The sequence below is a fragment of the Microlunatus endophyticus genome (assembly GCF_014646195.1).
In the GTDB taxonomy this organism is placed as follows: domain Bacteria; phylum Actinomycetota; class Actinomycetes; order Propionibacteriales; family Propionibacteriaceae; genus Microlunatus; species Microlunatus endophyticus.
Map to the genome: position 1 here is coordinate 54,942 of NZ_BMMZ01000001.1, position 25,983 is coordinate 80,924.

Below are 25,983 nucleotides of genomic sequence, written 5' to 3' on the forward strand. Positions count from 1 at the left end.
GGACGAAGGCGAAGGTCTGACCCGAGTCTGAGGAGGAACGCGTGGCGAATCGTCGATTCGGCATCGGTCGGCTGCGTCGTACCCGGCGGTCCGGGCCTGATCGCGCCGCCGGCACAGACGGACCCACAAGCGCGACCGGTGGCGACGCCAAGAGCGCCGCCGACGCGGATCTCACGGTGATCAGCAGGCCGGAGCCGACCGAGCATGAGGTCATCGAGCGCGATGTGCCGCGCCCGGTCCGGGTCGCGGCGGGGTGGGCCTGGCGGATGATCGTCATCGTGATCATGATCGCCGGGATCGGCTGGCTCTTCGGCTATCTGTCCGAGGTCACGATCCCGATCGCGGTCGCGATCCTGCTGACCGCGCTGATCTCCCCGGTCGCCAACTTCTTCAACCGGCGGCGTTTCCCGAGGGCCCTGTCGGCGCTGTTGGCCATGATCATCGGCGTGGTTCTGGTCTCCGGCACGTTGACCCTGATCGCCACCCAGATCGCCAGCCAGGCCGAGGGGATCGGGACCAAGGTCGCCGACGGATTCGGTCAGCTCACCGACTGGCTGGCCAATGGCCCGCTGAACATCCCTCAACAGTTCCTGCAGATCGACCAGTTGACCAATCAGGTCCGGTCGTTCCTCAACTCCAGCAGCGCAACCATCGCCAAGTACGCCGCCGGCGTCGGCAGCGGGATCGGGCACTTCTTCGCCGGGTTCGCGATCACGATCTTCGCCACCTTCTACTTCCTCTACGACGGCGGCGGGATCTGGTCGTTCTTGATCAAGTTGGCTCCGTCGCGGGCCAGGGCCGGGATCGACGGTGCCGCCAAGACCGGCTGGATGTCCTTGGTGCACTACGTCCGGGCCACCATTGCAGTGGCCTTCGCCGACGCCGTCGGTGTCCTGATCCTCGCCCTCATCCTGCGAGTGCCCGGTGCTGCAGCGCTGGCTGCGCTGGTCTTCCTGGGTGCGTTCATCCCGCTGGTCGGCGCCTTCGTGTCCGGATTCGTGGCGGTCTTCGTCGCCCTGGTGATGCTCGGTTGGGTGCAGGCGCTGATCATGCTGGCCGGCATCGTCGCGGTGATGGAGCTGGAGGCCCACATCCTGCAGCCGTTCCTGTTGGGGCGCGCGGTCAAACTGCATCCGTTGGCCGTACTGCTCGGAATCGCGATCGGCGTGATCGTCGGTGGGATCGTCGGCGCGCTGATGTCCATCCCGATCCTGGCCTTCGCCAAGACCTTCATCCAGTACGTGGCGACCAGGAAGGAACCGCCCCTGGCCGCCGACCCGGTGGTGATGAGACCCGAATAGCCCCGACCCGCAGCGGCGCCTGCCCCCAGGGCGGCATCTCTACAGCGCGGATCCTTCGGCGTACGTGTCGAAGTCAACATTCCAGTCGGTCAGCCCGTTCAGCGCGTCGAGTGAGCGGCTGGTTCCGGAGACCACCACCGGGCTTCCCGCCGGTGCGTTCTCGTAGAGCCAGCCGGCGTCGGCTTCGCTCATCCCTACGCAGCCGTGACTGGCGTTCTCCCGGCCGAAATAGCCCGCATTCCACGGCGCCGAGTGCAGGAATTCACCGGAGTTGGTGATCCGCAACGCGTACTTGACGGTCAGGTCGTAGGACTGCGGCCCCTTCTTGGGCAGGCCGATCATCTGCGAGGTCATCCGATAGTTCATGGCCTTCTGGGTGATCAACGAGGTGCCGCTGCGCGTCTCCCAGCCGGGCTTGCCGCCACTGACCTGGATCGTGCGCACCAGATCGCCGTTCTCGTAGACCTTGGCGACGTCGGAGCCGAGATCGACCTTGGTGATCACCGAGTTCCCGACAGTGAAACTGGTCGAGGTGCTCAGCTGCCCGTACTCGCCGCCGCCCGCCGGGATGCTGTTGAGGTCGGCGGTGGCGGTCACGGTGGTGCCGGGCTTCCAGTAGTTGGCCGGGCGCCAGTGCACCTCGGTGTCGCTGTACCAGTGCCAGCTGCCCTTCTGGTGGTCGCTGCTGGAAACATGCAGGTGCTTCTCGAAGGTCGCCTTGTCCTTCACCGGACGGTCGAAGGTGAGCACTACCGGCGTGCCGACCCCGACGGTCCCGCTCAAGGTGCCGTTGAAGCTGGGGTAGATCTGCTGGTCGAGGCTGAGCTCGTCGGAGGTGAACGAGCTGGTCGTTGTCGACTTCGCGCCGTGGTCGCTGACGCCGGTCATGGTCACGGTGTACCTGCCGTTGGGCTCCAGCAGGTCCGACGCCGTCCACCCGGTCTTCGCGCTGTTGAGCTTGCCGTCGATCGTGATCGACTTGGACTTGCCGTGGTCGGTGTAGTGTCCGCTCACCTTGACCGAGGACAAGGTGCCCTTGTGGGAGGACACCTTGATCACCTTGTTGACCTTCACACCGGTTGCGCCGTCGCTGACATTGGCGGCCATGGTGACCGGGTCCGGGGTCGGGGACGACTTCGGGCTGGGCTGACTGCCGCCGGTCGAGCCGTCCGTCCCGCCGGCATCGGTCCCGGACGTCGCGTGGGTGCCGGGCAGCGGGCTGCCGCCGTGGGCGATCTGGCCGCAGCCGGCGAGCGCGGCGCTGGTCAGCAGCGCGGCGATCGCGACAGCCGTCCTGCGGCCGTGTCGTGCACCGAACGGGGTCATGCTTCCTCACTCACTCGTCGTAGGCACAGGCTTCGGCAAATGTGCCATCGCTGGCCGGTCAGGTCGACCGCGCGGCCCAATGGGTTGTGAAGATGTGACCTCGGGCGCGTGACAGGCCACCCGTGACAGGCCACCCGTGACAGGCCACCCGTGACAGGCCACCCGTGACAGGCCACCCGTGACAGGGGCACACCCTGACGGCACCCTGGAAAAGCGAAAACGGGCTTTCCACTCTCGAAGGTCCGACTTAGATTCTTTCCATGACTTCATCGCAGGACATGACCGCGATCCTCGAAGATCTCGCCGCCGGACGGATCGATGCTGCCGAGGCCGCCCGCCGGATCGATGCGCTGTCGACCTCCGAGCCGGCTGAGCCGGTGACCGAAGCGCCCACCGAAACCGTCGACGCCGATGCCTGGGCTGCCACGACGGATCGTCCGCAGACACCGGGCGCCACCCGGGAGTCCTTCCGCACCGAGCCGGCCGAGTCGGCCTCCGCGGCTTCCGGCCCGACGTCCGGATCATCCCCGTCCGGATCATCCTCGTCCGGATCATCCCCGTCCGGATCCCCGTCCGCTGGGGCCGGCGGCCCTCGCGGCTGGCTCGGCCGGTCGCGGGTCCCGGCCACGGGCAACGGCACCAACGGGGTCGAGAAGCTGTCGGTCCGCGCTGTCGGACGCCGGGTCCGCATCGTCGGCGAGCCGTCGGTCGCCACCGTCTCCGCAGACGGGCCACACGTGCTGCGCCGCAACGGCTCCGTGCTGGAGGTGTCCAGCGACGGCGAATTCGGCGCCTCGATCGACGGCTTCCAGCTGCTCCGCGCCACCCGGAGCCTGGACGACTTCCGCTCACTGGGGCTCGGCAAGGAACTGCTGCTCAAGGTCAACCCGGCCCTGCTGGTCGATGTCGAGGTGACGGCGGGCAGTCTGAACACCGAGGGCGTGCCGCGGCTCGGCAGCGTACGAGTCACCGCCGGCGGAGCCCGGTTACTGGACGTCAGCGAGATCGCCGACGCCCTGATCCAGGCCGGTCAGGCCACCGTCAAGGCGGCGATCATCAGCGGCCGCTCGCGGATCCGGGTGGAGTCCGGCTCGCTCAGCCTGCAGCTGGCCGATTCGTCGAATGTGACGGTCTCCACCGACTCCCAGCTGGGCAAGGTCAGCTGGGGCGGCGCCCACGCCGGCTTCACCGGTGACGAGGTCGTGATGGGCAACGGCAGCGCCCGGCTGGAGGTCGAGGTCGTGATGGGCCACGCCTCGGTCAAGGCCGGCACCGTCCCGGCGGCCTCGGGCACGGCAGCGTCGGGGGCGGCGTGACCGCAACCGGCCACCCGCACCTGAGGTCGTACGACTCCGGGAGCGAGCCCGTCGCCGACCATCGGGCACCCAGCGACTGTCCGGTCTGCGGGGACCATCTGGTCGTCACCCGGCTCGGCTGCGCCTCCTGCGGTACGGAGCTGGCCGGGATCTTCGCCCCGTGCGAGTTCTGTGCCCTGTCGGCCGCCGAGCTGGACATGCTCCGGGTCTTCCTGGCAGCCCGCGGCAATCTCCGCGAATTGGAGAAGCACCTCGGCGTCTCCTACCCGACGGCGCGCGCCCGCTTCACAGACCTGCTGCAGAAGATGGGCCTTGCCGATCCTGCACCCGAGCCCGAACGGCCGACCGCTCCCGGCCGGGAACAGATCCTGGCCGAGGTGGCGACCGGTGCCCTCACTCCGGCCGAGGCCGTCCGCCTGCTGGGGTGAGTCTGCCGGCGTGAATCAGGACCTGGTCAGGACCTGTACGGCTCGACCTTGATCACGGTCACGCTGATCGGCTTGCCGTTCGGCGCCTGATAGGTGACCTCGTCGCCGGGCCGCTTGCCCAGGATCGCCGAACCCAACGGCGACTGCGGGCTGTAGACGGCGTCCTGGCTGTCGTCCAGCCCGAGCACCTCGCGGGAGCCGAGCAGGAAGGTCTCGGTGTCGGACTCGTCGCCGAAGAAGGCGATGGTCACCTGCATGCCCGGTGCGACCTCATCGGAGTTGGTCGGCGCCTCGCCGACCTTGGCCCGGCGCAGCATGTCGGTGAGCTGCCGGATCCGGGCCTCCTGTTGGCCCTGTTCCTCGCGGGCCGCGTGGTAGCCGCCGTTCTCTCGCAGGTCGCCCTCTTCACGCGCCGCGGCGATCTTGGCCGCGATCTCGGCCCGACCCGCACCGGAGAGGTGGTCGAGTTCGGCCGCCAACTTGTCGTAGGCGTCCTGCGTCAGCCAGATCGTCTCGGTAGAGGTGTTCTCAGACATTCGACAAGCCTAGCAACGTGGCCGTCGCGGGGACCAAACTCAGGCGCACAACGCGCCACTCAGCTGTTGGCCCAACCCTCAGCTGTTCACCCAACACTGGCTCACCGAGACCGAGGTGGCCTCGCGGATCGTCTTCAGCTCCTGGGGCACGTCGACCACCGAGGTGGGCGCAGCGGGCACGCTGATGGTCTTCTGGCCGACCGTCTCGAAGTCGCTGGCCTGGGCGATCACCGTGCAGCTGACGGGCACCGACGGATCCTTGCGCTGCACGGTCAGGGTGAAGCTGACCTTCTGCGCCGAGTCGATGGTGAACACGTGGACGTCACCGCTGACCGCCGGGTCGGCCTGTTCGTACGCCGCCCAGAGCAGCCAGCCCAGACCGATCGCGGCGACAGCGGCGACGATCGCGATCAGCAGCGGGCGACGCCGGGTCCGGCGACGGTGGGGATAGCGGGTGACGCTCGGGGCAGGCACGCAGGCCATTGTCCCCGAGCACCGAAGCGGTCGTCAGGCCGAGGCCGGATTCTGTTGTCCGGGATGGGAAGATAGCCAGCGTGACCTTTCCTGCCCGACGCGTCGACGAGTCCGGCGAGCGGCTGCGCTTGCTGGCCGTCCACGCCCACCCCGATGACGAATCCAGCAAGGGCGCCGCGACGGCGGCCAAATACGTCGCCGAGGGCGTCGACGTCTGGGTCGCCACCTGTACGGGCGGTGAGCGCGGGTCGATCCTCAATCCGGCGATGGACCGGCCGGACGTCCTGGAGAACATGGCCACGATCCGCAAGCAGGAGATGGACGCCGCCCGCGAAATCCTCGGGATCCACCAGGTCTGGCTCGGCTTCGTCGACTCCGGGCTGCCGGAGGGCGACCCGTTGCCCCCGCTGCCGGAGGGCTGCTTCGGGCTGGCCGACTTCGATGAGGCGGTCGAGCGGCTGGTCCGCGTGGTCCGGGAATTCCGGCCGCACGTGATGACCACCTACGACGAGAACGGCGGCTACCCGCATCCGGACCACGTCCGCTGCCACCAGATCAGCGTGGCGGCCTTCGAGGCGGCCGGCAAGGACGGCGCCTATCCCGATGCCGGGCCGCTGTGGCAGCCGCTCAAGCTCTACTACCACATGGGCTGGCGCAAGCGGTACGAGACGCTGCACGCCGCGATGCTGGCCAAGGGCCTGGAATCGCCGTACGCGAAGCGGCTGGAGAACTGGAAGTCCGACCCGGCCCGCGACGACCGCGTCACCACCCAGGTCGACTGCGCCGACTATTTCGAGGTACGCGACCGGGCGCTGATCGCGCACGCGACCCAGATCGATCCGACCGGCCACTGGTTCGCGGTGCCGCTGGACATCCAGCGTGAGGCCTGGCCCACCGAGGACTACGAATTGGGCCAGTCGGTGATCGAGGCGCCGGTTCCGGAGACGGACCTGTTCGCCGGAATCCCGACCCGGCCCGGACCCGGGGCTGCGGAGTAAGGTCGAATCATGCTCTTCCTGGACGTCGACCCCAGCCTGGTCAAGCCCGGCTGGACCCCACTGATCATCACGATCCTGCTCGCCGCGGCGATCGCGCTGTTGATGATCAGCATGCGTCGTCAGATCCGCAGGATCAACGCTCCCAGCCGCAGCGAGCTGGACGGCTCGACGACCGCCGAGTCGGCGGCCGCCGGCGACCCGTCCGAACAGTCCGACCAGTCGAGCGATCCCGACCAGACCGCCGGGACGACCGGCGAGCGGCACCCGATCGCCCACAGCTGAGCTTCCCGGCGGCCGTCACCCTCGGCTTCCCGGTGAGACGCTGCGGACCTCGACGTAGCGCGACAGGTCCGACCGGGTGACGATGCCGACCAACCGATCTCCCTCGAAGACCAGCACCCGGCCGCCGGTGTCCGGGGTGATCTGCTGGAAGACGTCGATCAGCAACTGCGAGGGCTCCGCTCGGGGCACTCGCTCCAGCGGGATCGCGACGTCGCTGACCCTGGTCGTGGCCCGATGCTCAGCCGGCACGGCACGGAGCTGGGTGAGCGTGATCATGCCCTGCACCCGGCCGTCGATGTCGGTGACCGGGAATGCCGAGTGCGGCTGCGACATGACGTACTGATCGACGAAGTTGTCCAGGGTGAACCAGCCCGGCGCCGTACGCGGCCCACGCGTCATCACGTCCTGGACCCGTACGCCTTCCAACAGTCGACGCAGACCGGCCTGCTGTTGCTCGCCACGCGCTGCCGAGAGCAGGAACCAGCCGATGAAAATCGTCCAGATGCCGCCCAGATTCCGGCCCGTCAGGAAGTCCAGCAGGCCCAGGGCGATCAGCAGCACGCCGAGCACCACACCCGCCCTGGCTGCGCCGACCGTGGCCTTCAGCCGATCCTTGGACCGCGACCAGAGGATCGAACGGACGATCCTGCCGCCGTCCAGGGGAGCGCCGGGGAGCAGGTTGAAAACGCCGAGCAACAGGTTGACGCCTGCCAGCCACCAGCCGACCCGTACGGCCAGCGGCCCCAGGCCGAGAGCAGCGGTCGCCGCACTCGCACCGCCGAAGGCAGCGGCCAGCACCAGACTGGTGGCCGGTCCGGCAGCCGCGATCCGGAAGTCGGCAGCCGGTGTCTTGGGCTCGTCGGTGAAGGTCGCGACGCCGCCGAACATCCACAGTGTCAGGCCTTCGACCCCGATCCCGTGCGCGCGGGCGATCACCGCATGCATGATCTCGTGCGCGAGCACGGAGGCGATCAACAGCACCGCGCCGCAGATGCCCGCCAGCCAGTAGATCGCCGGCGGATGTCCGGGGGCGGCCGCGGGCAGGGTGGCGCTGGCCAAGCTCCAGGCGAACAACCAGATCATCACCAGGATGCTCCAGTTCATCCGCACCGGGAATCCGAAGAACCGGCCGACCGGAATGCCACTCCTCATCGAATGCCTCCTTGCCCACCCGCACTGCCCACCCGCACTGCCGCTCGCACCGCGCTACGACTCGGCGCCGGCCTCCAGGCTGGACCGCAGCCACTCCTCGACACCGGCGATGTGAACGGTAGCGCTGATCGCTGCCAATTCGGGGTCCCGGCGACGGAGCGCGTCCAGGATCGCCTGATGCTCGGCCAGCGTCCGGGTCAGCGCGCCGTGTTGGGTCAGACCGCGCCAGACCCGGGCACGGTGGGTCGGACCCGCCACGCTCTCGATCATCGAGGCCAGCATCGGGTTGCCGGATCCGGCGGCGATCCGGCGGTGGAATTCGGTGTCGACGTCGACCAGGTCCTCGACCGGCGACCGGTCATCGGCGCGGGCCAGCAACTCGCCGAGCTCCTCGAACTGGTCGTCGGTCATCCTGGCGGCGGCCCTGCTGGTCGCCGCGGGCTCCAGGATCCGGCGCACCTCGAGCAGGTCCAGGACCGAGTCGTCGTGGTGGAACTCCACCACGAAGGTCAGTGCCTCCAGCAGAGATTCCGGCGCCAGGCTGGAGACGTAGGTGCCGTCCCCTTGGCGTACATCGAGGATCCGCATCAGCGACAGTGCCCGCACGGCCTCCCGCAGCGAATTCCGGGACAACCCGAGTGAGGTGGCCAGGTCGGCTTCGCGCGGCAATCGGTCGCCGGGCCGCAGCCGCCCGGAGATGATCATGCTTTTCAGACTCTCGATCGCTTCGTCCGTCACCGCCATGGGCCCAGGCTAGTCAGACATCGGGTTACTCGCCGGCAATTGTGCTGTCCGAGCCCTGGCACCCCCGGTGCGGTTGGGCATTGATCCGATCTATGGTGGTGCCTGCTTCGCGCGACGACGGGAGAAGGGACCAGATGCGACTCGCACGCCACGGCCGGCCGGGCCAGGAGACTCCGGTGATCGGTGACAACTCGGGCAATTGGTGGGATCTCAGCCCGCTCACCGCAGGGATCGACGGGGCGTTCCTGGCCGACGGCCTCGCCGGCGCCGTTCGGTCCGCCACTGCCGGTGAGCTGCCTCGGGTGGAGGTGGCTGATCGTTTCGGGCCGCCCTTGTCGGGGATCGGCAAGATCATCTGCATCGGGCTCAACTATCGTGATCATGCTGCCGAGACCGGTGCCGCGATCCCGGAGGAGCCGATCGTCTTCCTCAAGACTCCGGACACCGTCGTCGGTCCCGCCGACACCGTGCTGATCCCGCGCAAGTCGGTGAAGACCGACTGGGAGGTCGAGCTCGCGGTGGTCATCGGCGCGCAGGCGCGCTATCTCGATTCGCCCGATGACGCGCCGGGGGTGATCGCCGGGTACGCGATCAGCAACGACGTTTCCGAACGCGAGTTCCAGATCGAGCGTGGCGGCCAGTGGGACAAGGGCAAGAACTGCGAGACGTTCAACCCGCTCGGGCCGTGGATCCTGACCGCCGACGAGATCGCCGATCCCCAGCAGCTGGGATTGCGGCTGTGGGTCAACGGCGAGCAGCGGCAGGACGGCACCAGCGCGGACATGATCTTCGGCGTCAACCACCTGGTCTGGTACCTGTCGCAGTTCATGGTGCTGCGTCCCGGCGACGTGATCAACACCGGCACTCCCGCCGGGGTCGCGATGGGGATGAAGGACCAGCCGTATCTGCGGGCCGGCGATGTGGTCGAGTTGGAGATTGACGGGCTCGGCCGGCAACGGCAGACCTTCGAGCAGGCGTAGAGCCAGGTACAGGGGAAGAGACGGGCATGGGTGAATTCGACGGACGCAAGGCGCTGGTGACCGGTGGCGCTTCGGGGATCGGGGCCGCGATCGCGGCTCGCTTGACTGCCGGCGGCGCCACGGTCGCCGTCCTGGATGTCAATGTCGATGGGCTTCCAGAGGGTCTGGTGGGGGTGCGGGCCGACGTCACCGACGACGCATCGGTACGCGCCGCGGTGGCTTCTGCCGTTGATCAACTCGGTGGCCTGGACCTCGTGATCAACAACGCCGGCATCGGTGCGCAGGGTGGTGTCGAGGACAACGACGACGCCGAGTGGCACCGGGTACTCGACGTCAACGTGGTCGGCATGGTGCGGGTCACCCGGGCCGCACTGCCGGCATTGCGGCAGTCGGATGCCGCTGCGATCGTCAACACCAGTTCGATCGCCGCCACCGCCGGCCTGCCGCAACGGGCGCTCTACTCGGCCAGCAAGGGCGCCGTGCTGTCGTTGACCCAGGCGATGGCCGCCGACCTGATCGATGAACATATCCGGGTCAACGCGGTCAATCCCGGGACCGCGGACACCCCGTGGGTGGGCAGGCTGCTGGACAAGGCACCGGACCCGGCCGCCGAGCGGGCCGCACTGGAGGCGCGCCAGCCGCACGGCCGGCTGGTCGCCGCCGACGAGGTCGCTCAGGCCGTCTGCTACCTGGCCTCACCCGCGGCCGGATCGACCACCGGCACCTCGATCGCCGTCGACGGCGGCATGCAGGGTCTGCGACTGCGCCGGTGACCAGACGGGTGATCGGATGATCCGCGTCGACGCACACCACCACCTGTGGGACCTGGCCGTCCGCGACCAGCCGTGGACGGAGGACCAGCCGGCGATCCACCGCAGCTTCAGCCTCGATGATCTTCGCCCCGAGCTGGCCGGTGCGCGCATCGATCGTACGGTCGTGGTGCAGACGATCACGGTGTCGGAGGAGACGCCGGAGCTGCTCGCACTCGCCGATCGGGAGCCGGTGATCGCCGGCGTCGTGGGCTGGGTCGATCTGACCGCCCCGGAAATCGGTGATCGCCTGGCCGAGCTGAAAGGCCTGCCCGGGGCCGGGAAGCTTGTCGGGATCCGGCACCAGGTCCAGGGCGAGGAGGATCCACGCTGGTTGCTGAGGCCGGAGGTGATCAAGGGGCTGCAGGCAGTTGCCGATCATGATCTGGTCTACGACCTGTTGATCATCCCGCAGCAGCTGCCGGCCGCCGTGGAGGTGGTCCGTGCCCTGCCCGGGCTGACCTTCATCCTTGATCATGCGGCCAAGCCGGCGATCGCCCGGAACGGCTATGACGCCTGGCATCCCGGCTTCGCCGAGCTGGCCGGGTCGCCGAATGTCGCGGTCAAACTGTCGGGCCTGATCACCGAGGCCGATCATGATCGTTGGACGGTTGCCGACATTGAGCCGTACGCACGGTCGGTGATCGAGGACTTCGGTCCGGAGCGGGTGCTCTTCGGCTCCGACTGGCCGGTCTGCCGGGTTGCCGGGGGCTATCGACGAGCTCTCGACGTGGTGGATGCGGCGATCGCCGGACTGCCGGCCGGCGATCAGGAATTGATCATGGGTGGCAATGCCGTCCGATGGTACGGACTTGATCACGACAACGAGGACTCGGGGGAGCGCTGATGCAGCGTCACAGATTGGGCCGCACTGCGGTCGAGGTGACCGAACTCGGCTTCGGTGGCGCGCCGATCGGGAATCTCTACACCGCACTCAGCGACGAGCAGGCGTACGCGACCGTGCGGGCCGCCTGGGACGGCGGCATCCGCTACTTCGACACCGCACCGCACTACGGCATCGGGGTCTCGGAACGCCGGCTCGGCAAGGCGCTACAGGAGTTTCCGCGCGAGGAATTCGTGATCTCCACCAAGGTCGGACGGCTGTTGCGCCCCAACCCGGATCCGGTCGGCGCGGACCAGGAGGGTTTCGACACTCCCGACGATGTCATCCGGGTGCGTGACTACAGCGCCGACGGCGTACGGCAGAGCCTGGACGAGAGCCGGGAGCGGCTGGGCCTGGACCGGATCGACATCGCCCTGGTTCACGATCCCGATGATCATCTGGAGCAGGCCGCCGAGGAGTCGATCCCGGCCCTGTCCGAGCTGCGGAACCAGGGCGTGATCGGTGCCGTAGGGCTGGGCATGAACTTCGTCGATCCGCTGCTGGGATTCGTCACCCGGGACTATCCCGACGGCGTCGGGATCGACGTGATCCTCGTCGCCGGTCGCTGGACGCTGCTGGACCGATCCGGACGGAAGCTGCTGGACGCCTGCGCGGAACGGGGGATCAGCGTGATCTCGGCCGCGCCATTCAACAGCGGCCTGCTGTCCAGTCCGGAACCGCCGACCAGTGGCACCTTCAACTACGAGCCGGCGTCGGCGGCCCTGCTGGCTCGGGCACGCGAATTCGCGACGGTCGCCCGGGAGCATGGTTCCCAGTTGCCGCAGGCAGCCGTACGCTTCCCGCTGCGTCACCCGGCGGTGGCCGGCGTGCTCGCCGGGATGCGGTCACCCGAGGAGGCGGCGATGGACTGCACGCTGATCGCCGACGATCTTGATCCTGCCGCCTGGCAGGCGATCGACGCGATACCGGCGGCGATCGCCTGAGCCAACCGCAGGGCTTGCGCAGACAGGCCGCGGTGTCACTCGTAGTGGGCGCGGTAGTTGTCCTCGAGCAGCTCGGCCTTGCGGCGCATCTTCTTGGCCAGTTGCTTGAACATCGTCGTCGGCGCGATCCCTGAGGAGTAGAGCGTCTCGAACGCGTCGTCCATGAAGTTGCTGGCGTCCGGGATGACCAACCGGGCGAGGTCCTGGGTGCGTGCCTTGGGCAACTGGTCCAGGGAGGTGGAGAAATTCGGATCCTTCTTGATCAGGTCGACAAGCCGGGGGTCCTGCTGCGCCTTCTTGACGATCGGCAGATAGCCGGTCGCCATCGTCCAGGTGGCCGAGGTCTCCGGGCGCCCCAGATACTTCAGGAATTCGAAGGCAGCCTGTTTCCGATGGGCTGGCGCATGGGCCAGGATGCCCCAACCGGAACCGCCGGTCGGGCAGCCGAAGGTCTCGTGCTCCGGCAGGAATCCGGTGCCCAGATCGAATTTCCGCGCCTTGGCCAGCTCGACGGTCTGGGCCAGGCTGGCGGTGCTCATCAGCGCGCAGGACGCCGCCTGGTTGCCGAAGTCGACAGAACTGCTGGGCGACAGGTAGGCGGCCTTGTCCTTGTGGACGAAGTCGGCCATCCAGGTCACCGCGGCCATACCGTTCGGCTCGTCCAGCCGGATGTCCAGTCCGTCGGAATACCTGGCCTTCCACTGCCACATGTTGCCCTGGAAATACCAGGCGGAGTAGCCGCCGTCCAGGGCGAGCGGCATGACGGCATTGCCGCCGCCCTTCTGGCGTTTGATCGCCGGTGCCCACTGCCGGAATTCGGTCCAGGTCCTAGGGGCGCGATCGGGCAGGCCGGCCTTCCGGAAGAGCGTCTTGTTGAAGTAGAAGAGTGGCGTGGACCGGGCGAACGGCAGCCACCAGATGTGATCTTTGACGGTGCCTTCGGTGATGAACTGCTCGATGTAGTCCGACGGCTGCAGATCGGTGTCGAAGTAGCCCTCGAGCGGTTCCAGCGCGTCGGCCAGGTGCATCGCCCGCCAGGTCACCTCGGACAGCACGACCAGATCGGGGATCTGCCGGGCGATCAACGTCGCCGACAGCTTCTGCTGGGTCTCCTCGTAGCTGCCCTGGTACTGCGGCTCGATGAAGATCTCGGACTGACTGGCGTTGAACCTGTCGACGATGGCCACCAGCGCCTCGCCGGTCGTGCTGGCGAAGGAGTGCCAGGCGATCAGGTGCAGTCGACCGCGGTACCTGGCGGGGACGGCCGAACCACCGACCTGGGTGTAGTCGCGGGCACATCCGGCTGCCGCGCCGATTCCTGCGGCGCCGAGCAGGCCGAGCATGCTGCGCCGGCCGAAGCGATTGATCAGTGCACTCATCCCTTGGTCGCTCCTTGGGTCAGGCCGGCAACGATCTGTCGCTGGGCGAAGAAGAAGACGACCAGCACCGGGATGACCACGAAACAGGTCGCTGCCATCACGGCACCCCAGTCGGTGTAGCCCTCATCGCTCTTCAGCATCAACAGGCCGACCGGCAGGACGCGCATGCTGTCGGTGTTGGTCACGATCAGCGGCCAGATGAAGTCGTTCCACTTGGAGACCATCGTCACGATCATGACCGTGACCACCATCGGCTTGGACAAGGGCAGCACGATGCTCCAGAGCGTACGGAGGTGGCCGGCTCCGTCGACCCGGCTGGCTTCGGTGATCTCGGTCGGCAGCGTCATCATGTGCTGCCGCAGCAGGAACATCGCGAAGACGCTGCCCCAGCCGGGCACGATCAGGCCGGCGTAGGTGTTGACCCAGCCCAGTTGCGCCACGGTCATGTAGTTGGGAAGCAGCACGACCGTGCCGGGGACCATCATGGCGCCCAGGAAGATCCCGAAGATCAGGTTCTTGCGAGGGAAGGGCAGGAACACGAAGGCGTACGAGCTGAGGACGGCGACGCAGATCTCACCCACCGTGCCGAGGACCGTGATCACGACCGAGTTGATGTACATCTGTCCGAACGGCGCGGAATGCCAGGCTTCGACGAAATTCATCCAGTGGAAGTTCGTCGGGAACCACCGCGGCGGGAAGACGAAGATCTCCCCGGACGGCTTCACCGATGAACTGAGCAGCCAGTAGATCGGGATGATCGCGGCGAGTCCGACGACGACCAGGCCGAGATAGAGCAGGAACTTGACAACGATCGACTGACGCGGGCCAGAGTGCCGCGAGTCGTCACGCCGGGTGATCGGTGACCTGGCGGTGCGGGAGAGCGTTACGGGAGCTGTCACTGGTAATGCACCCGATTCCTGGTGAAGCGCGCCTGGGCCGACGTGATGAGCACCAGCAGCACGAACATGATCATCGCTGCGGCGCCGGCATGCCCGGCGTCGAAGGCCTGGAACGCCTGCTCGTAGATGTACCAGGACAGCGTGGTGGTCGCGGTGCCCGGACCGCCGCCCGTCATCACGGCGATCACGTCGAATGCCTGGAAGCTGCCGATGATCGAGGTGACGACGACGAAGAACGTCACCGGTGAGAGCAGGGGAAGTGTGATCCGGAAGAACATCGTCAGCGGTCCGGCGCGGTCGATCCGGGCGGCCTCGTAGAGATCACTCGGCAGGCCCTGCAGGCCGGCGAGGTAGATCACGGCGACGAAGCCGGCCGTCTTCCAGACATAGACGATGATCAACCCGGGTAGCGCCCAGAAGGAGTCGGTCATCCAGGCCGGGGATGCGATCCCGACGATTCCCAACAGCTGACGCAACAGTCCGTAGCTCGGATCGAAGATGTAGAGCCAGATGGTCCCGACCGCGGCTCCGGAGACGATGTGCGGCGCGAAGGAGAACGTCCTGACGAGGTTGCGGCCCCGCAGCTTCTGGTCCAGCAGCAGAGCGACCAGTAGACCGAGCACGATCGAAATGATCACGATGCCGCCGGAGAAGATCACCGTGCGCAACACCACCATCCCGAACTCGGGATCGGTGAACATGTCGGTGTAGTTGGCGAACCAGACGAACGGCTTGGTGTCGGAGAGCAGGTTCCAGCTGGTGAGTGACAAGTATCCGTTGTAGACCACCGGCCAGTAGGCGAAGACGGCCAGCAGGATCACATTCGGCGCGATGAAGGCCAGGAACAATGCGTAGCCACGGCGGCGCAGCGTACGACGGGATCTCGTGCTGGAGCGGTCGGGAACCACGGCTGTCGTCGGCGCTTCACCTCCCCGCGCCAGTGACGGCGTCGATGCGGTCACAGATTCTCCTCTACGGTGAGGTGGGAACGTCGAAGATCGAACGGGTCGAGACTATTCACCTTGCGTTCATCGTGTGTTCATTTCCTGCGGCGGGTTGTCCGATCCGTGAGGAGTGTCGGAGGCGCGGAGCAGAATGCTGCCGTGGCTGAACGACCCGAGATCCCGGCGGCCCTGCTGCGCCGCCTGGACAAGGTGATGAAGCGGTTCCCCGATTGCCGGTCCGAGGAGGCCTGGATCGGGATCCGCTGGCGCGTCCGCAATGCCACCGTGGCCCACGTCTTCGGAGGCGAGGACCAGCGCTTCCGGATCACCTTCCGGGCCGAGCCGGAGGAGGTCAGTGCCTTCGAGCACCTGGGTGAGCCGTATTTCCGGGCGGAGTGGGGCGGCAACGTGGTCGGCATGGTGCTCGACAGCCGGACCGACTGGCGTGAGTTGGAGGAGATGCTGACCGACTCGTACTGCCTGCAGGCGCCGGCCAAGCTGGCGGCCCAGGTCGGCAGGCCGGACTGACGGCGGACACCGATGGCCACCTGGGACGACGTGGAAGCGATCGCCGGTGCACTGCCGGGGGCAGCGATCGGCCGGGCGCCCGACGACGCACCGACCTACACCGTCGGGCGACACCCGTTCGCCCGGCTGCGCTGGAGCGACGAAGGCCGGGAGATCCTGCAGTTCTGGACCATGGAGCCCGGGATCGGCGAAATACTCGCCGACCGCCGCGACACGTTCGTCCGGATCGACTCGTTCAAGGTCAAGACGTCGGTCTGGGCCCGGCTCGATCGGTTGGACGTCCAGGAATTGGTCGAGATCCTGGCGGAGTCGCACCGCGCAAGACGTGGGGTCGCGCGGTGATCAGGAAAGGCCTGCGAGTCGGTAGGCGACCAAGCTGAGCGCGTCGCGATAGTGCGGAGTACGGGGCACGGCCAGACAGGTGCCGATGGCGTCGCAGGTGCGCAGCAGTGTGCCGAAGTTGAAGGGAAGCTGACGTCGCCGGTGCGTTGCGAGGCCCCGAATCGAACGGGGGCCGACGGGCTTATGAGGCCCGTGGCGTCACCCGACACTCGCACCGAGCTTCCAGGGAAGGAGTCGAACCTTCGTCCTCCAGATTCAGAGTCTGGGCGCGGCCGTCAGCGCACCTGGAATCGATCGCGGGACCGCGGGGGGCGAACCCCGCCCCACCGGGCTTCAACCGGTCGCACCGCCGTCAATGCGTCGGTCCCGATGGTGGGAGTGCAGCACTCCCACGCGTGTGATCTCTGTGCAGTTGTGTCGCCCGGGTGCCGAGAGTCGAACTCGGTTTTGCTCGGTTTTGGAGACCGAGTGCCTATCCGTTGGCTCACCCGACTGATGATCGAGCGGCTGGTCCCGGAGACGACGAAGGCCGCCCCATCGAGACAGTCGTCTCGCCGGAGCGGCCCGATGATCGGGTGCGTAGGCACCTACATCGGCGGCTCCAGGAACGACTGCCACATGAAGAAGCCGTATGAGAAACACCTGGGGACAGCCGACGTCGCACGAATCGCCCGGCGATCCGTGTCAGCCTGCTGACACCTGGTCGATTCCACTGCCCGTCCTTCGTGATCTTGGTAGGTCCAACTCCGCGGCGAGATTACCGGGCGCTTGCGTAGGCCGCCAAGTGCTTTTCGAGTGGGCTACCGGTATCACTCGGCCCGACCCGCGGACGATGTCGGTGCCGGCTGGAACACTCTGAGGCATGACCGGACCGACTTCGAAAACCACCGAGCGCGATGTGAGCGCTGCGCTCGTCGTGCCTTCTGACGGGCCACTGGTGGACCGCATCTGCCATCCGCGTCAACTCGGCCCTGACACTGATGAACTGGCACATCGGCCGCATGATTGACGTGGAGGTTCTGCGCGAGGGCCGCGCGGGCTACGACCAAGAGATTGTGGCTACGCTGTCGCACCAATTGAGCTGGAGCCACTTCAAGGACCTGCTGCCGGTCCTCACCGACGAAGCCCGCCAGTTCTACATCGACCAAGCGATCACTGCACGGCTGAGCGTCCGAGCACTGCGGGAGCTCATCGGCCGCAAGGGTTTCGAGCGCAAGGAGATCGCGAACGCTCAGACCCTTGGTGGGTCTGCCGTTCCTGCGGACAGTTTCCGCGACCCGTACTTCCTCGACTTCCTGGGCCTGCAAGGTGCCCATGACGAGCGAGACCTCGAAGATGCGGTCGTCCATGACCTCGAGGCATTCCTGCTGGAGGTCGGCAACGGCTGGGCGTTCGTTGCCCGGCAGAAGCGGATGACGGTCGACAACGGCGACTTCTACCTCGATCTGCTGTTCTTCTCGCGTCCGTTGCGGCGCCTCATCGCCGTGGAGTTGAAGGTCGGCCCGTTCAAGCCGGCCTATGAGGGCCAGATGAAGTTCTACTTGAAGTGGCTGGACCGCTACGAGCGTCGCGACGGCGAGGAAGCGCCCATCGGCCCGATCCTGGGAGCGGGTTGCCCGGCGGGGACTGCTGTCGGCTGACGACGCCTGAACAACTTTGCCGGAGGTCCTCCGCGACGGCATCCCGACCCACCTCCTAGGCTGGAACCAACGTACAGACCACTGGTAGGAGTAACGGGGATGGCCAATCGACTGGCAGCCGCGACGAGCCCGTACTTGCTCCAGCACGCGGAGAATCCGGTGGATTGGTGGGAGTGGATCCCCGAGGCTTTCGAGGAAGCCAGACGTCGCGACGTTCCGATTCTGCTGTCGGTCGGCTATGCCGCCTGCCACTGGTGTCACGTGATGGCCCATGAATCGTTCGAGGACGAGGCGATCGCAGCCAAGATCAACTCCGGTTTCGTGGCGATCAAGGTCGACCGGGAGGAACGGCCTGATGTCGACGCGGTCTACATGCAGGCGACGCAGGCGATGACCGGACAGGGTGGCTGGCCGATGACGGTCTTCCTGACGCCGGCGGGCGACCCGATCTATGCCGGGACGTACTTCCCGATGACGCCGATGAGCGGGATGCCCTCCTTCGACCAGGTGCTGGATGCGGTGTCCGGGGCCTGGCGCGAGCGCGCCGACGAGATCCGTGCCGGCGCGGCCGATATCAGCCGGCGGCTGTCCGACGCCGGTGGCGGAGACGTCGCAGCGTCGATCGGTCGAGACGACATCGTCCGTGCGCTGGAGGGCCTGGGCGGAGACTACGACGAACGACACGGCGGCTTCGGCGGTGCACCCAAATTCCCGCCGTCGATGGTTCTCGAGGCATTGCTGCGAATCGTCGGCAGTTGGCCCGACCAAGATCAACGCGGTGCGGCGGAGCGGATGGCCTACGGGACTCTGATCGCGATGGCCGAGAGCGGGATGTACGACCAGTTGGCCGGCGGCTTTGCCCGTTACAGCGTCGACTCCGGCTGGGTGGTGCCGCACTTCGAGAAGATGTTGTACGACAACGGCCTGCTGCTCGGCTGCTACCTGCATGCCTGGCGACTGGCCGATGATCAAGAACTGCGGGACAGGCTCGGCCCGGTGATCACTGACACGGTCGACTGGCTGCTGTCGGAGATGGTCACCGACCAGGGCGGGTTCGCCGCCAGTCTCGACGCGGACTCACGCGGTCCGGACGGCAGGCTGACCGAGGGGGCCTACTACCTCTGGACGCGGGACCAGGTCCACGCCGCGGTCGGGCCGGAGCTGGCGCCATGGGTGTTCGAGCACTGTCGCGTCACCGAGACCGGAACGGCCGAGGGCGGACAGTCGACCCTCCAGCTGACGGATCTCGATCATGACGATCATGAGCGCTGGTTGGAGATCCGGGCCAGGCTGACGGCTGCACGGGCCGTCCGGCCGCGACCGGCCCGGGACGACAAGGTGGTCGCCGCCTGGAACGCACTGGTGATCGACTCGCTCGCCGATGCCGGTGCACTGTTCTCCCGACCTGCTTGGATCTCTGCAGCCGAGCGCGCCGGCCGGCTGCTCTGGGACCTGCACTGGACCGGGGCGCGATTGCGCCGGGTGTCCCGCAAGGGAGTTGTCGGCCGAGCCGATGGAAGCGCGGAGGACTACGCCGGCGTCGCCCGGGCCTATGTGCGGCTGGCCGAGGTGACGGACGATCCGGTCTGGGCCGCACGCAGCCGGCAACTGCTGGACATCCTCGATGATCATTTCAGCGCGCCCGACGGCGGCTTCTACGATGTCGCCGACGATGCGGAGTCCTTGATCAACCGTCCGAAGGACCCGACCGACAACGCCTATCCATCCGGGCTGAGCACCGCTGTGCATGCACTGACGCGTCTGGCCACCTATGCGGGCGATCCGGAGTTGTCCGCGCGGGCAGAGCGGGCCGCCAGGTCGTCGGCAAAGTTGATCACCGCTGCACCGAGATTCGCCGGCTGGCTGCTCGCCGACGTGGTCACGCGAGTGACGGACTCGCTCGTCGAGGTGGCGATCACCGGTGATCCGGATGATCAGCAGGCCCGCGACCTGGTCCGGTTGGCCAGGATGAAGGTGTCCGCCGGATCGGTGGTCGTCGGTGGACTGCCGGATACTCCCAACGTGCCGCTGCTGCAGGATCGGATCATGATCAACAACGCGCCGACGGCGTATGTCTGCCGACAGTTCGTCTGTCGGATGCCGCTGACGGATCCCGATGATCTTGTCGCCGAGCTGACCGGAGCCACCGACTAGCGATCGCGGACAGGGTGCCGGATCGGCGGGTCTGCCGTTCTGGTCACAGCGCCGACGGGTCTGCCTCGGGCACGCGTCGGGAGTGTCTTCTGTGTCGTGGACAGCACAGCGGCAAGATCGGGAGGCAACGGCATTCGGTGAGGGCTGATCGGGCGGTTCGGATCCTTGTGCTGGCCGACTGCCGGTCGAGTGGTGGGAAGACCGACCAGGCGAGGGTCTGCAACGCCCTTGTCCCGCCCGAGCCGTTCGGCCGCGACCTTGAAGGGCTTGCCGTTCTTGCGATGTTCAAAAGCGATGATCTGTCGGATCGGACGTTGGTCACCCTCCACTGGTTCGAATTCGCGGTAGATCAATCGGTGCGACGGTCCGAGCCGTCGTCCACTCTTCGCGTACTCCCGAACGAGTTCAACCTTGATCTCGGCGCAATCGCGGAGGTCGTAGTGGGTGCGATCGAAGCCAAGCCGCTCGCCCCGGAAGTTCGCTTCCTGACCATCGCGCACTGCCCGCATCGCACTCATCGCGGCCCGGGCTGCGACCGGCCGGCTTCCGGATGGGGCGAGTCGCCGGAACTCCTGGAATTGAGGTCTGAAGTCCGGATGGACGATCACCCGGTACTTACTCATGCTCATCGTCGAGGTCTTTGAACTCGGCGAGAAAATCATCGAGGTCGATGGAGTCCTCGAGCGGAGCCTTCTTCCGCTCCCGTACGATTTCGGCGATCCGCTCGTCGCCCGCTTCCTCGTCTTCGAGATCCAGATATTCCAGCCAGTAGTCGACGGGGAGCATCACACCCTGAGCAATACCCGCGTCGCCGAGGATGATCACCTCCAGCGCGCCGGACTCCAGGCAAACGATCACGTCAGCCAGGTGGCGCTGGACGATCTCGACATCAACAGCGTCGGTTCTTTGTTCACGGAGCGGTGGAAGCCGCCGCTGTGGATCGGCTCGTCCCGTGGGGGCTGCCGCAAGCAGCGCCGTGAAGTGCTCTTCGGATTGCCACTCTCGTTGCGAGTCTTGGAGCCTTCGGCGAGCGAGAGCCTCTGCTCCGGTCTTGGCGCGCCGATCTTGGAGGGCGATGTCGTGCAGCCAGACAGTTGTCGGTAGCGCGACTGCCTGGGCACGTTCTTCGGTCCCGATGACGAGCGACTCCTTCGAGCCCTCCATGTAGCTCCACAGCATCCGCTGGAGATATTTCTGGCCCGTCCCCACGTCGTGGACGTGCAGCGTCGTACCGTCCGGCAGCAGATGGTTGTACTGGACCATGGCGGCAGCGTACGCCGGATCCGGACGCCGACGGCTGCTTCATCCACAGGCCGCGGTCGGGCCCGATCACAGGCCCACGAGCCGGTTGGCGAAGGTCGACATGGTGTAGGCACCGATGCCGTAGACGATCTCAAGCGCGTTCTCCGGGGTGAATCCCGCGGCCAGGAATTCCTGCAGTTCGTCGTCCGGCACGTCACCGGTCGTCGCGAGCAGCCGCAGTGTGAACTGCCGTACGGCCTCCAGCATCGGATCATCCAGTGGCCTTCCGCTGCGCAGCGGCGCAATCAGTTCGGCTCGACCCAGCTTGCGCAGGAACCCGCTGTGGATGCCGACGCAGACCCGACAACCATTCCTTACGGCGACTGTCATGATGACGACCTCCTGGGCGATGCGATCCAGGGAGCTGTGTTCGAAGGCGGCCGATGCGTCCAGGAACCCGTTCAGCAGTACCGGCGAGGTTGCGAGCCGTCCGAGCGCGGGCGGCACAGTGCCGAATTCGGCCGCGGTCCTGATCATGGCAGGCCGCGCCGCGGCGGGCGCGGTCTCGGGCGTATGGGTGGGAAAGCTGGTGGTGGACATGTGGTCTCCTAGGTAGTCAACCAGGTTGACGAATACCTGGGACGATACAGTCAACCGGGTTGACGTTCAAGGAGGTTTGATGAGCCGACCGGGATTCGTACTGCCGCTGTTGCTGCTCGCCGGATTCGAGGCGATCACCGACGAAGCCAACCGGCGCCTGGGGGAGCAGGGACATCCGAACATGCGTTCCGCGTATGGATTCGCTATGCAGGCCGTCGGTCGGGGGGCATCGGTTTCCGAGGTAGGAAGAACGCTGGGGATCTCCAAGCAGGCCGCGACCAAGACCGTGAACCGGTTGGTTGACCTCGGCTACCTGCGCATCGACGCCGATCCCCAGGACGCCCGGCGCAAGATCGCCACGCGCACCGAGCGGGGGATGGACATGCTCGATCGCAGCGCGGTGATCTTCGAGCAGCTCGCCGACGAGTGGGCGACGACGATCGGTCGGCGCCGTCTTGATCAGCTCGAAGATGATCTTTCCAGCCTGGTGGGAGACCGAGCGCTCCGGCTGGAGGGGCGGGCGGGATTCGGACCCGAGGGCAGCGCCGACTGATCGCTCCGCACCCGATGGCGCCAAACGCACGCCGTCGGGGCTGGCCCCCGCCACGGTCGGAAAACGTACGCGATCCAGCCGGGATCCGCCGTCGAACCCGGCCGTGGTCGGGAAACGCACCTGGGCGGATACGCAGATACGAGTATCGCCGCACCCGCGGGCCGGGTCAGTCGGCCGCAGCGACCGCCGAGAGCGCGACGTACTGCAGAGCGAAGGCCGCGACCGTGCAGGCGTGGAAGACCTCGTGATAGCCGAACCAGCGTGGCGCCGGATTCGGCCAGCGGACGGCATAGACGACGGCCCCGACGGAGTACACGAACCCACTGCCCAACATCATCGCGAAGATCCCGGGGCCGACATCGGGGAGGAACTGCGGCAGCCAGGCCGCTGCCGACAGTCCCATCACCCCGTACATCAGGGTGTAGAGCCAGCGCGGGGCGCTCAGCCAGAGGGTCCGGAACAGCAGCCCTGCGACGGCGGCGGTCCAGACCAGGGTCAGCAGCCAGCCGCGAGACGCACCGGAGAGCAGGCAGAGCGCGTACGGCGTGTAGGACGCGGCGATGAAGAGGTAGATGTTGGAGTGGTCGATCCGTCGCAACAAGCGGTAGCTGGGCGGGTTCCAGTTGCGGCAGTGGAAGACCGCGCTGGTCCCGAAGAGCAGCACCGCCGAGGCCAGGAAGATCAGCGATCCGGCCCGAGCCGCAGACGAGGTGGTGTGGGTGACCAGGATCAGCCCGGCGACGCACGCCGCGGGCGTGACGCCAGCATGCAGCCAGCCCCGCATCCGCGGTTTGACCAGCCGCAGCGCCCCCACACCAGGGTCCGGCATGGCATCGAAGTCGTACGGCTCCGGGGCCGGCGTCAGGTCGGCCTGCCGGTCGACGTTGCTGGTCATCCGCGCTCCTCGTGCCGATCGGTTTTGCCGGCGATGCGGTCGGTGCAGCCGGCTGAACGCACCCCGACCGTATCGAGCGGCGTGTGTCCAGCCTATGAACGCTGTCTGAGCGCCGTGTGTGATGTTGCCCAATCTTGATCATCGGCCGGGTTGGCTGCCGGGCACGGTTGCGACAGCGTAGTCTGCAGTCCGTGTCACGACTGGAGCGGCTGCGCGAGATCGCCGACCGGCTGCACCCGTCGAGCTGGCTGTATTCGACCTACGAACACCGGCTGATCTCCGAGCTCGACCATGATCAACTGCCCGAGCATGTCGCCGTGCTGGCCGACGGCAACCGGCGCTGGGCCCGGGTCAATGCGCCGGGCCAGCCGCTGGCCGTCGGCTACCGGGCCGGTGCGGACAAGCTCAAGGAATTCGTCGCCTGGTGTGAAGAGGTCAAGATCCCGGTCGTGACCTTGTGGGTCCTCTCCACGGAGAATTTCGCCCGCGACGGCGACGAGATCGTGCCACTGCTGAAGGTGATCGAGGAACTGGTCACCGATCTCGCATCCACCCGTCGCTGGCGGGTGCACCCGGTCGGGGCGATGGACCTGGTCCCGGCCGAGACCGCCGAGGTGCTGCGCCGGGCCGAGGCCGACACCAAGGACGTCGGCGGGATGATGATCAACATCGCCGTCTCCTACGGTGGCCGGCACGAGCTGCGGGACGCGTTCCGGTCACTGCTGGCCGAGAAGGCCCAACAGGGAATGACCATCACCGAACTGGCCGAGACCCTGGAGATCGACCACATCGCCGACCACCTCTACACCGCGGGCCAGCCCGATCCCGATCTGATCATCCGGACCTCGGGGGAGCAGCGGCTTTCCGGCTTCCTGATGTGGCAGTCGGCGCACAGTGAATTCTACTTCCACGAGGCTTTGTGGCCGGACTTCCGCAAGGTCGACTTCATCCGCGCACTGCGGTCCTACAACCAGCGCGAACGTCGCTTCGGCAAGTAGCCCGGACCGCATTTCCCCGACCTGCGACACACCCACTGCGATCCATCGATGCGGCGCCGGCGGGACTAGCGTTGTCGATGCGAGGCATGGGGAAGTGCCTCGCCGGGGAGGCGGCGAATGCACCTGGTGCGAACGCGTCACCGGACAGCACGTTCGACGACGAGCACCTGTCCGCCCCGGCCGACCACGTGAGCACGTGGGGCCGGGTGACGCTGTTGCGCGGCCCCCAGTGAGGACCGAGAGTGCCAGAAGCAACATCAGACCCGGGTCAGCGCACCTATGTCATCGACACGTCCGTCCTGTTGAGCGATCCTCGGGCCCTGCGCCGGTTCGCCGAACACGATGTCGTCCTGCCGGTCGTGGTGATCAGTGAACTGGAGGCCAAGCGTCATCATCCCGAGCTCGGATATTTCGCCCGCGAGGCGTTGCGCAGCCTGGACGACTTGCGGATCGCCCACGGCCGGCTGGATGCACCGGTGCCGGTCAATGACGAGGGCGGCACCATCCACGTCGAGCTCAACCACACCGATCCCGGCGTTCTCCCGGTCGGTTTCCGGCTGGGCGACAACGACTCCCGGATACTCGCCGTCGCGCTGAATTTCGCCAAGGAAGGCCGTGAGGTCGTCCTGGTCAGCAAGGACCTCCCGATGCGGGTCAAGGCCTCGGCGGTCGGTCTGCCGGCCGAGGAATACCGGGCGGAGCTGCCACCGGACTCCGGATGGACCGGGATGACCGAGGTCGTGGTCTCCAAAGATGATCTTGATAAGTTGTACGAGACCGGTCGCGTTGATCTCGACGACGCCCGGGATCTGCCTTGTCACACAGGGATCGTGCTCGGCACGGGTACGGCGACCGCGCTCGGCCGGGTGACGCCCGACAAGGACGTGAAGTTGATCAACTCCGATCGGGACGCGTTCGGCATCCACGGCCGGTCCGCAGAGCAGCGGGTCGCCCTCGATCTGCTCCTCGATCCCAGTGTCGGCATCGTCTCACTCGGCGGACGGGCCGGCACCGGGAAATCCGCCCTGGCCCTGTGCGCCGGGCTCGAAGCGGTGCTGGAGCGCCAGCAGCACTCCAAGGTGATCGTCTTCCGTCCGCTCTATGCGGTCGGCGGCCAGGATCTCGGCTATCTGCCGGGCTCGGAGGGGGAGAAGATGAACCCCTGGGCCCAGGCGGTTTTCGACACCCTCGGTGCGGTCACCTCCAAGGTGGTGATCGACGAAGTGCTGGAACGCGGCTTGCTCGAGGTGCTGCCGCTGACCCACATCCGCGGCCGGTCGCTGCACGACGCCTTCGTGATCGTCGACGAGGCACAGTCGCTGGAGCGTAATGTGCTGCTGACGGTGCTGTCGCGGATCGGCCAGGACTCCCGGGTGGTGCTCACCCACGACATCGCGCAACGGGACAACCTGCGGGTGGGTCGGCACGACGGCGTGGTCGCGGTGATCGAGAAGCTGAAGGGCCACCCGCTCTTCGCCCACGTCACGCTGCACCGCTCCGAACGATCGCAGATCGCGGAGCTGGTGACCGACCTGTTGGAGGAGTTGCCGCGTTAAAGGCCGGTGACGAAACAAAACCACCTAGTGCGCTCGCTCCGGGGTTAGTGATTGACTGGCCGGCAGGCCATCACGCACAT

Annotated in this window: 28 protein-coding genes and 1 tRNA gene; 17 read left to right on the forward strand and 12 right to left on the reverse strand. The window is 67.0% G+C overall.

Going from position 1 to position 25,983, the window contains the following annotated elements:
* The first annotated feature begins 41 nt into the window (after positions 1-41).
* Positions 42-1,301 carry an AI-2E family transporter gene (locus IEY07_RS00310; RefSeq protein ID WP_188893192.1) on the forward strand — a complete coding sequence of 420 codons (1,260 nt, stop codon included), beginning with the start codon at positions 42-44 and terminating at the stop codon, positions 1,299-1,301.
* A 39-nt stretch (positions 1,302-1,340) separates the two neighbouring features.
* Here the strand turns inward: IEY07_RS00310 and IEY07_RS00315 are convergent, their stop codons facing one another.
* Entirely contained in the window at positions 1,341-2,627 is a 1,287-nt protein-coding gene (locus IEY07_RS00315) for a L,D-transpeptidase (RefSeq protein WP_188893193.1), read from the reverse strand.
* A gap of 260 nt (positions 2,628-2,887) precedes the next feature.
* Between IEY07_RS00315 and IEY07_RS00320 the strand changes: the two genes are divergently transcribed.
* Entirely contained in the window at positions 2,888-3,943 is a 1,056-nt protein-coding gene (locus IEY07_RS00320; protein ID WP_188893854.1) for a hypothetical protein, read from the forward strand.
* Positions 3,940-4,371 (forward strand): DUF2089 domain-containing protein, encoded by a 432-nt coding sequence (locus tag IEY07_RS00325; protein ID WP_229669576.1) that lies wholly within the window; start codon positions 3,940-3,942, stop codon positions 4,369-4,371. Before IEY07_RS00320 ends, IEY07_RS00325 begins: the two co-directional genes overlap by 4 nt.
* Before the next feature lie 26 nt (positions 4,372-4,397).
* Here the strand turns inward: IEY07_RS00325 and greA are convergent, their stop codons facing one another.
* Both greA and IEY07_RS00335 read right to left on the reverse strand, forming a co-directional pair.
* The gene (greA, locus tag IEY07_RS00330) at positions 4,398-4,907 is read right to left on the reverse strand and encodes a transcription elongation factor GreA (RefSeq protein WP_188893194.1); all 510 of its coding nucleotides are present in this window, start codon (positions 4,905-4,907) and stop codon (positions 4,398-4,400) included.
* 78 nt (positions 4,908-4,985) lie between these two features.
* Positions 4,986-5,381, reverse strand: coding sequence for a DUF4307 domain-containing protein (locus IEY07_RS00335; RefSeq protein ID WP_188893195.1), 396 nt, complete (start codon positions 5,379-5,381; stop codon positions 4,986-4,988).
* An 80-nt stretch (positions 5,382-5,461) separates the two neighbouring features.
* On the opposite strand from IEY07_RS00335, the gene mca reads away from it, so the two are divergent.
* Positions 5,462-6,379, forward strand: coding sequence for a mycothiol conjugate amidase Mca (gene mca / locus IEY07_RS00340; protein WP_188893196.1), 918 nt, complete (start codon positions 5,462-5,464; stop codon positions 6,377-6,379).
* Positions 6,380-6,388: 9 nt separating this feature from the next.
* Positions 6,389-6,661 (forward strand): hypothetical protein, encoded by a 273-nt coding sequence (locus IEY07_RS00345; RefSeq protein ID WP_188893197.1) that lies wholly within the window; start codon positions 6,389-6,391, stop codon positions 6,659-6,661.
* Between the two features lie 15 nt (positions 6,662-6,676).
* Here the strand turns inward: IEY07_RS00345 and IEY07_RS00350 are convergent, their stop codons facing one another.
* Together IEY07_RS00350 and IEY07_RS00355 are read right to left on the reverse strand one after the other, a co-directional pair.
* Complete coding sequence (locus IEY07_RS00350; RefSeq protein ID WP_188893198.1) at positions 6,677-7,813, reverse strand: site-2 protease family protein; 1,137 nt, start codon at positions 7,811-7,813, stop codon at positions 6,677-6,679.
* Between the two features lie 54 nt (positions 7,814-7,867).
* The gene (locus tag IEY07_RS00355) at positions 7,868-8,557 is read right to left on the reverse strand and encodes a FadR/GntR family transcriptional regulator (RefSeq protein WP_188893199.1); all 690 of its coding nucleotides are present in this window, start codon (positions 8,555-8,557) and stop codon (positions 7,868-7,870) included.
* Between the two features lie 134 nt (positions 8,558-8,691).
* On the opposite strand from IEY07_RS00355, the gene IEY07_RS00360 reads away from it, so the two are divergent.
* The 4 genes from IEY07_RS00360 to IEY07_RS00375 are packed head-to-tail and all read left to right on the forward strand — an operon-like array spanning position 8,692 to position 12,173.
* Positions 8,692-9,537, forward strand: coding sequence for a fumarylacetoacetate hydrolase family protein (locus tag IEY07_RS00360; protein WP_188893200.1), 846 nt, complete (start codon positions 8,692-8,694; stop codon positions 9,535-9,537).
* Between the two features lie 26 nt (positions 9,538-9,563).
* On the forward strand, positions 9,564-10,310 hold the full coding sequence (locus IEY07_RS00365; RefSeq protein ID WP_188893201.1) for an SDR family NAD(P)-dependent oxidoreductase: 747 nt from the start codon (positions 9,564-9,566) through the stop codon (positions 10,308-10,310).
* A 16-nt stretch (positions 10,311-10,326) separates the two neighbouring features.
* A complete protein-coding gene (locus IEY07_RS00370; RefSeq protein ID WP_188893202.1) occupies positions 10,327-11,193 on the forward strand; it encodes an amidohydrolase family protein in 867 nt (288 codons plus the stop codon).
* Positions 11,193-12,173, forward strand: coding sequence for an aldo/keto reductase (locus tag IEY07_RS00375; RefSeq protein ID WP_188893203.1), 981 nt, complete (start codon positions 11,193-11,195; stop codon positions 12,171-12,173). The genes IEY07_RS00370 and IEY07_RS00375 overlap by 1 nt, the downstream gene beginning before the upstream one ends.
* Before the next feature lie 35 nt (positions 12,174-12,208).
* Here IEY07_RS00375 and IEY07_RS00380 read toward each other — a convergent pair whose 3' ends face one another.
* From IEY07_RS00380 to IEY07_RS00390, 3 genes are read right to left on the reverse strand one after another with little or no spacing between them, the layout of a single operon-like run.
* Positions 12,209-13,552, reverse strand: a complete 1,344-nt coding sequence (locus IEY07_RS00380) for an ABC transporter substrate-binding protein (RefSeq protein ID WP_188893204.1) — start codon at positions 13,550-13,552, stop codon at positions 12,209-12,211.
* On the reverse strand, positions 13,549-14,451 hold the full coding sequence (locus tag IEY07_RS00385; protein ID WP_229669577.1) for a carbohydrate ABC transporter permease: 903 nt from the start codon (positions 14,449-14,451) through the stop codon (positions 13,549-13,551). The genes IEY07_RS00380 and IEY07_RS00385 overlap by 4 nt, the downstream gene beginning before the upstream one ends.
* A complete protein-coding gene (locus tag IEY07_RS00390; protein ID WP_229669578.1) occupies positions 14,448-15,413 on the reverse strand; it encodes a carbohydrate ABC transporter permease in 966 nt (321 codons plus the stop codon). The genes IEY07_RS00385 and IEY07_RS00390 overlap by 4 nt, the downstream gene beginning before the upstream one ends.
* A gap of 141 nt (positions 15,414-15,554) precedes the next feature.
* On the opposite strand from IEY07_RS00390, the gene IEY07_RS00395 reads away from it, so the two are divergent.
* Both IEY07_RS00395 and IEY07_RS00400 read left to right on the forward strand, forming a co-directional pair.
* Complete coding sequence (locus IEY07_RS00395) at positions 15,555-15,923, forward strand: MmcQ/YjbR family DNA-binding protein (protein WP_188893205.1); 369 nt, start codon at positions 15,555-15,557, stop codon at positions 15,921-15,923.
* Positions 15,924-15,935: 12 nt separating this feature from the next.
* Positions 15,936-16,265 (forward strand): hypothetical protein, encoded by a 330-nt coding sequence (locus tag IEY07_RS00400; protein ID WP_188893206.1) that lies wholly within the window; start codon positions 15,936-15,938, stop codon positions 16,263-16,265.
* A gap of 219 nt (positions 16,266-16,484) precedes the next feature.
* On the opposite strand, the gene IEY07_RS00405 is transcribed toward IEY07_RS00400, so the two are convergent.
* A tRNA-Gln gene (locus IEY07_RS00405) sits at positions 16,485-16,555 on the reverse strand.
* Positions 16,556-17,245: 690 nt separating this feature from the next.
* Between IEY07_RS00405 and IEY07_RS00410 the strand changes: the two genes are divergently transcribed.
* The 3 genes from IEY07_RS00410 (at position 17,246) to IEY07_RS00420 (ending at position 20,703) form a co-directional block, all read left to right on the forward strand.
* Entirely contained in the window at positions 17,246-17,905 is a 660-nt protein-coding gene (locus IEY07_RS00410) for a PDDEXK nuclease domain-containing protein (protein ID WP_188893207.1), read from the forward strand.
* Between the two features lie 99 nt (positions 17,906-18,004).
* On the forward strand, positions 18,005-20,059 hold the full coding sequence (locus IEY07_RS00415; RefSeq protein WP_188893208.1) for a thioredoxin domain-containing protein: 2,055 nt from the start codon (positions 18,005-18,007) through the stop codon (positions 20,057-20,059).
* A 167-nt stretch (positions 20,060-20,226) separates the two neighbouring features.
* Entirely contained in the window at positions 20,227-20,703 is a 477-nt protein-coding gene (locus tag IEY07_RS00420; RefSeq protein ID WP_188893209.1) for a hypothetical protein, read from the forward strand.
* On the opposite strand, the gene IEY07_RS00425 is transcribed toward IEY07_RS00420, so the two are convergent.
* The gene (locus IEY07_RS00425) at positions 20,675-21,322 is read right to left on the reverse strand and encodes a hypothetical protein (protein ID WP_188893210.1); all 648 of its coding nucleotides are present in this window, start codon (positions 21,320-21,322) and stop codon (positions 20,675-20,677) included. The two genes, IEY07_RS00420 and IEY07_RS00425, sit on opposite strands and share 29 nt — an antisense overlap.
* A gap of 66 nt (positions 21,323-21,388) precedes the next feature.
* Positions 21,389-21,901 (reverse strand): carboxymuconolactone decarboxylase family protein, encoded by a 513-nt coding sequence (locus IEY07_RS00430; RefSeq protein ID WP_188893211.1) that lies wholly within the window; start codon positions 21,899-21,901, stop codon positions 21,389-21,391.
* Between the two features lie 79 nt (positions 21,902-21,980).
* On the opposite strand from IEY07_RS00430, the gene IEY07_RS00435 reads away from it, so the two are divergent.
* Positions 21,981-22,454 (forward strand): MarR family winged helix-turn-helix transcriptional regulator, encoded by a 474-nt coding sequence (locus IEY07_RS00435; protein WP_188893212.1) that lies wholly within the window; start codon positions 21,981-21,983, stop codon positions 22,452-22,454.
* 166 nt (positions 22,455-22,620) lie between these two features.
* On the opposite strand, the gene trhA is transcribed toward IEY07_RS00435, so the two are convergent.
* On the reverse strand, positions 22,621-23,349 hold the full coding sequence (gene trhA / locus IEY07_RS00440; RefSeq protein WP_229669579.1) for a PAQR family membrane homeostasis protein TrhA: 729 nt from the start codon (positions 23,347-23,349) through the stop codon (positions 22,621-22,623).
* A 191-nt stretch (positions 23,350-23,540) separates the two neighbouring features.
* On the opposite strand from trhA, the gene IEY07_RS00445 reads away from it, so the two are divergent.
* The gene (locus tag IEY07_RS00445; RefSeq protein ID WP_373288779.1) at positions 23,541-24,347 is read left to right on the forward strand and encodes an isoprenyl transferase; all 807 of its coding nucleotides are present in this window, start codon (positions 23,541-23,543) and stop codon (positions 24,345-24,347) included.
* Positions 24,348-24,589: 242 nt separating this feature from the next.
* Positions 24,590-25,903 carry an RNA 5'-3' helicase PhoH2 gene (gene phoH2, locus IEY07_RS00450; protein ID WP_188893213.1) on the forward strand — a complete coding sequence of 438 codons (1,314 nt, stop codon included), beginning with the start codon at positions 24,590-24,592 and terminating at the stop codon, positions 25,901-25,903.
* The last annotated feature ends 80 nt before the right edge of the window (positions 25,904-25,983 follow it).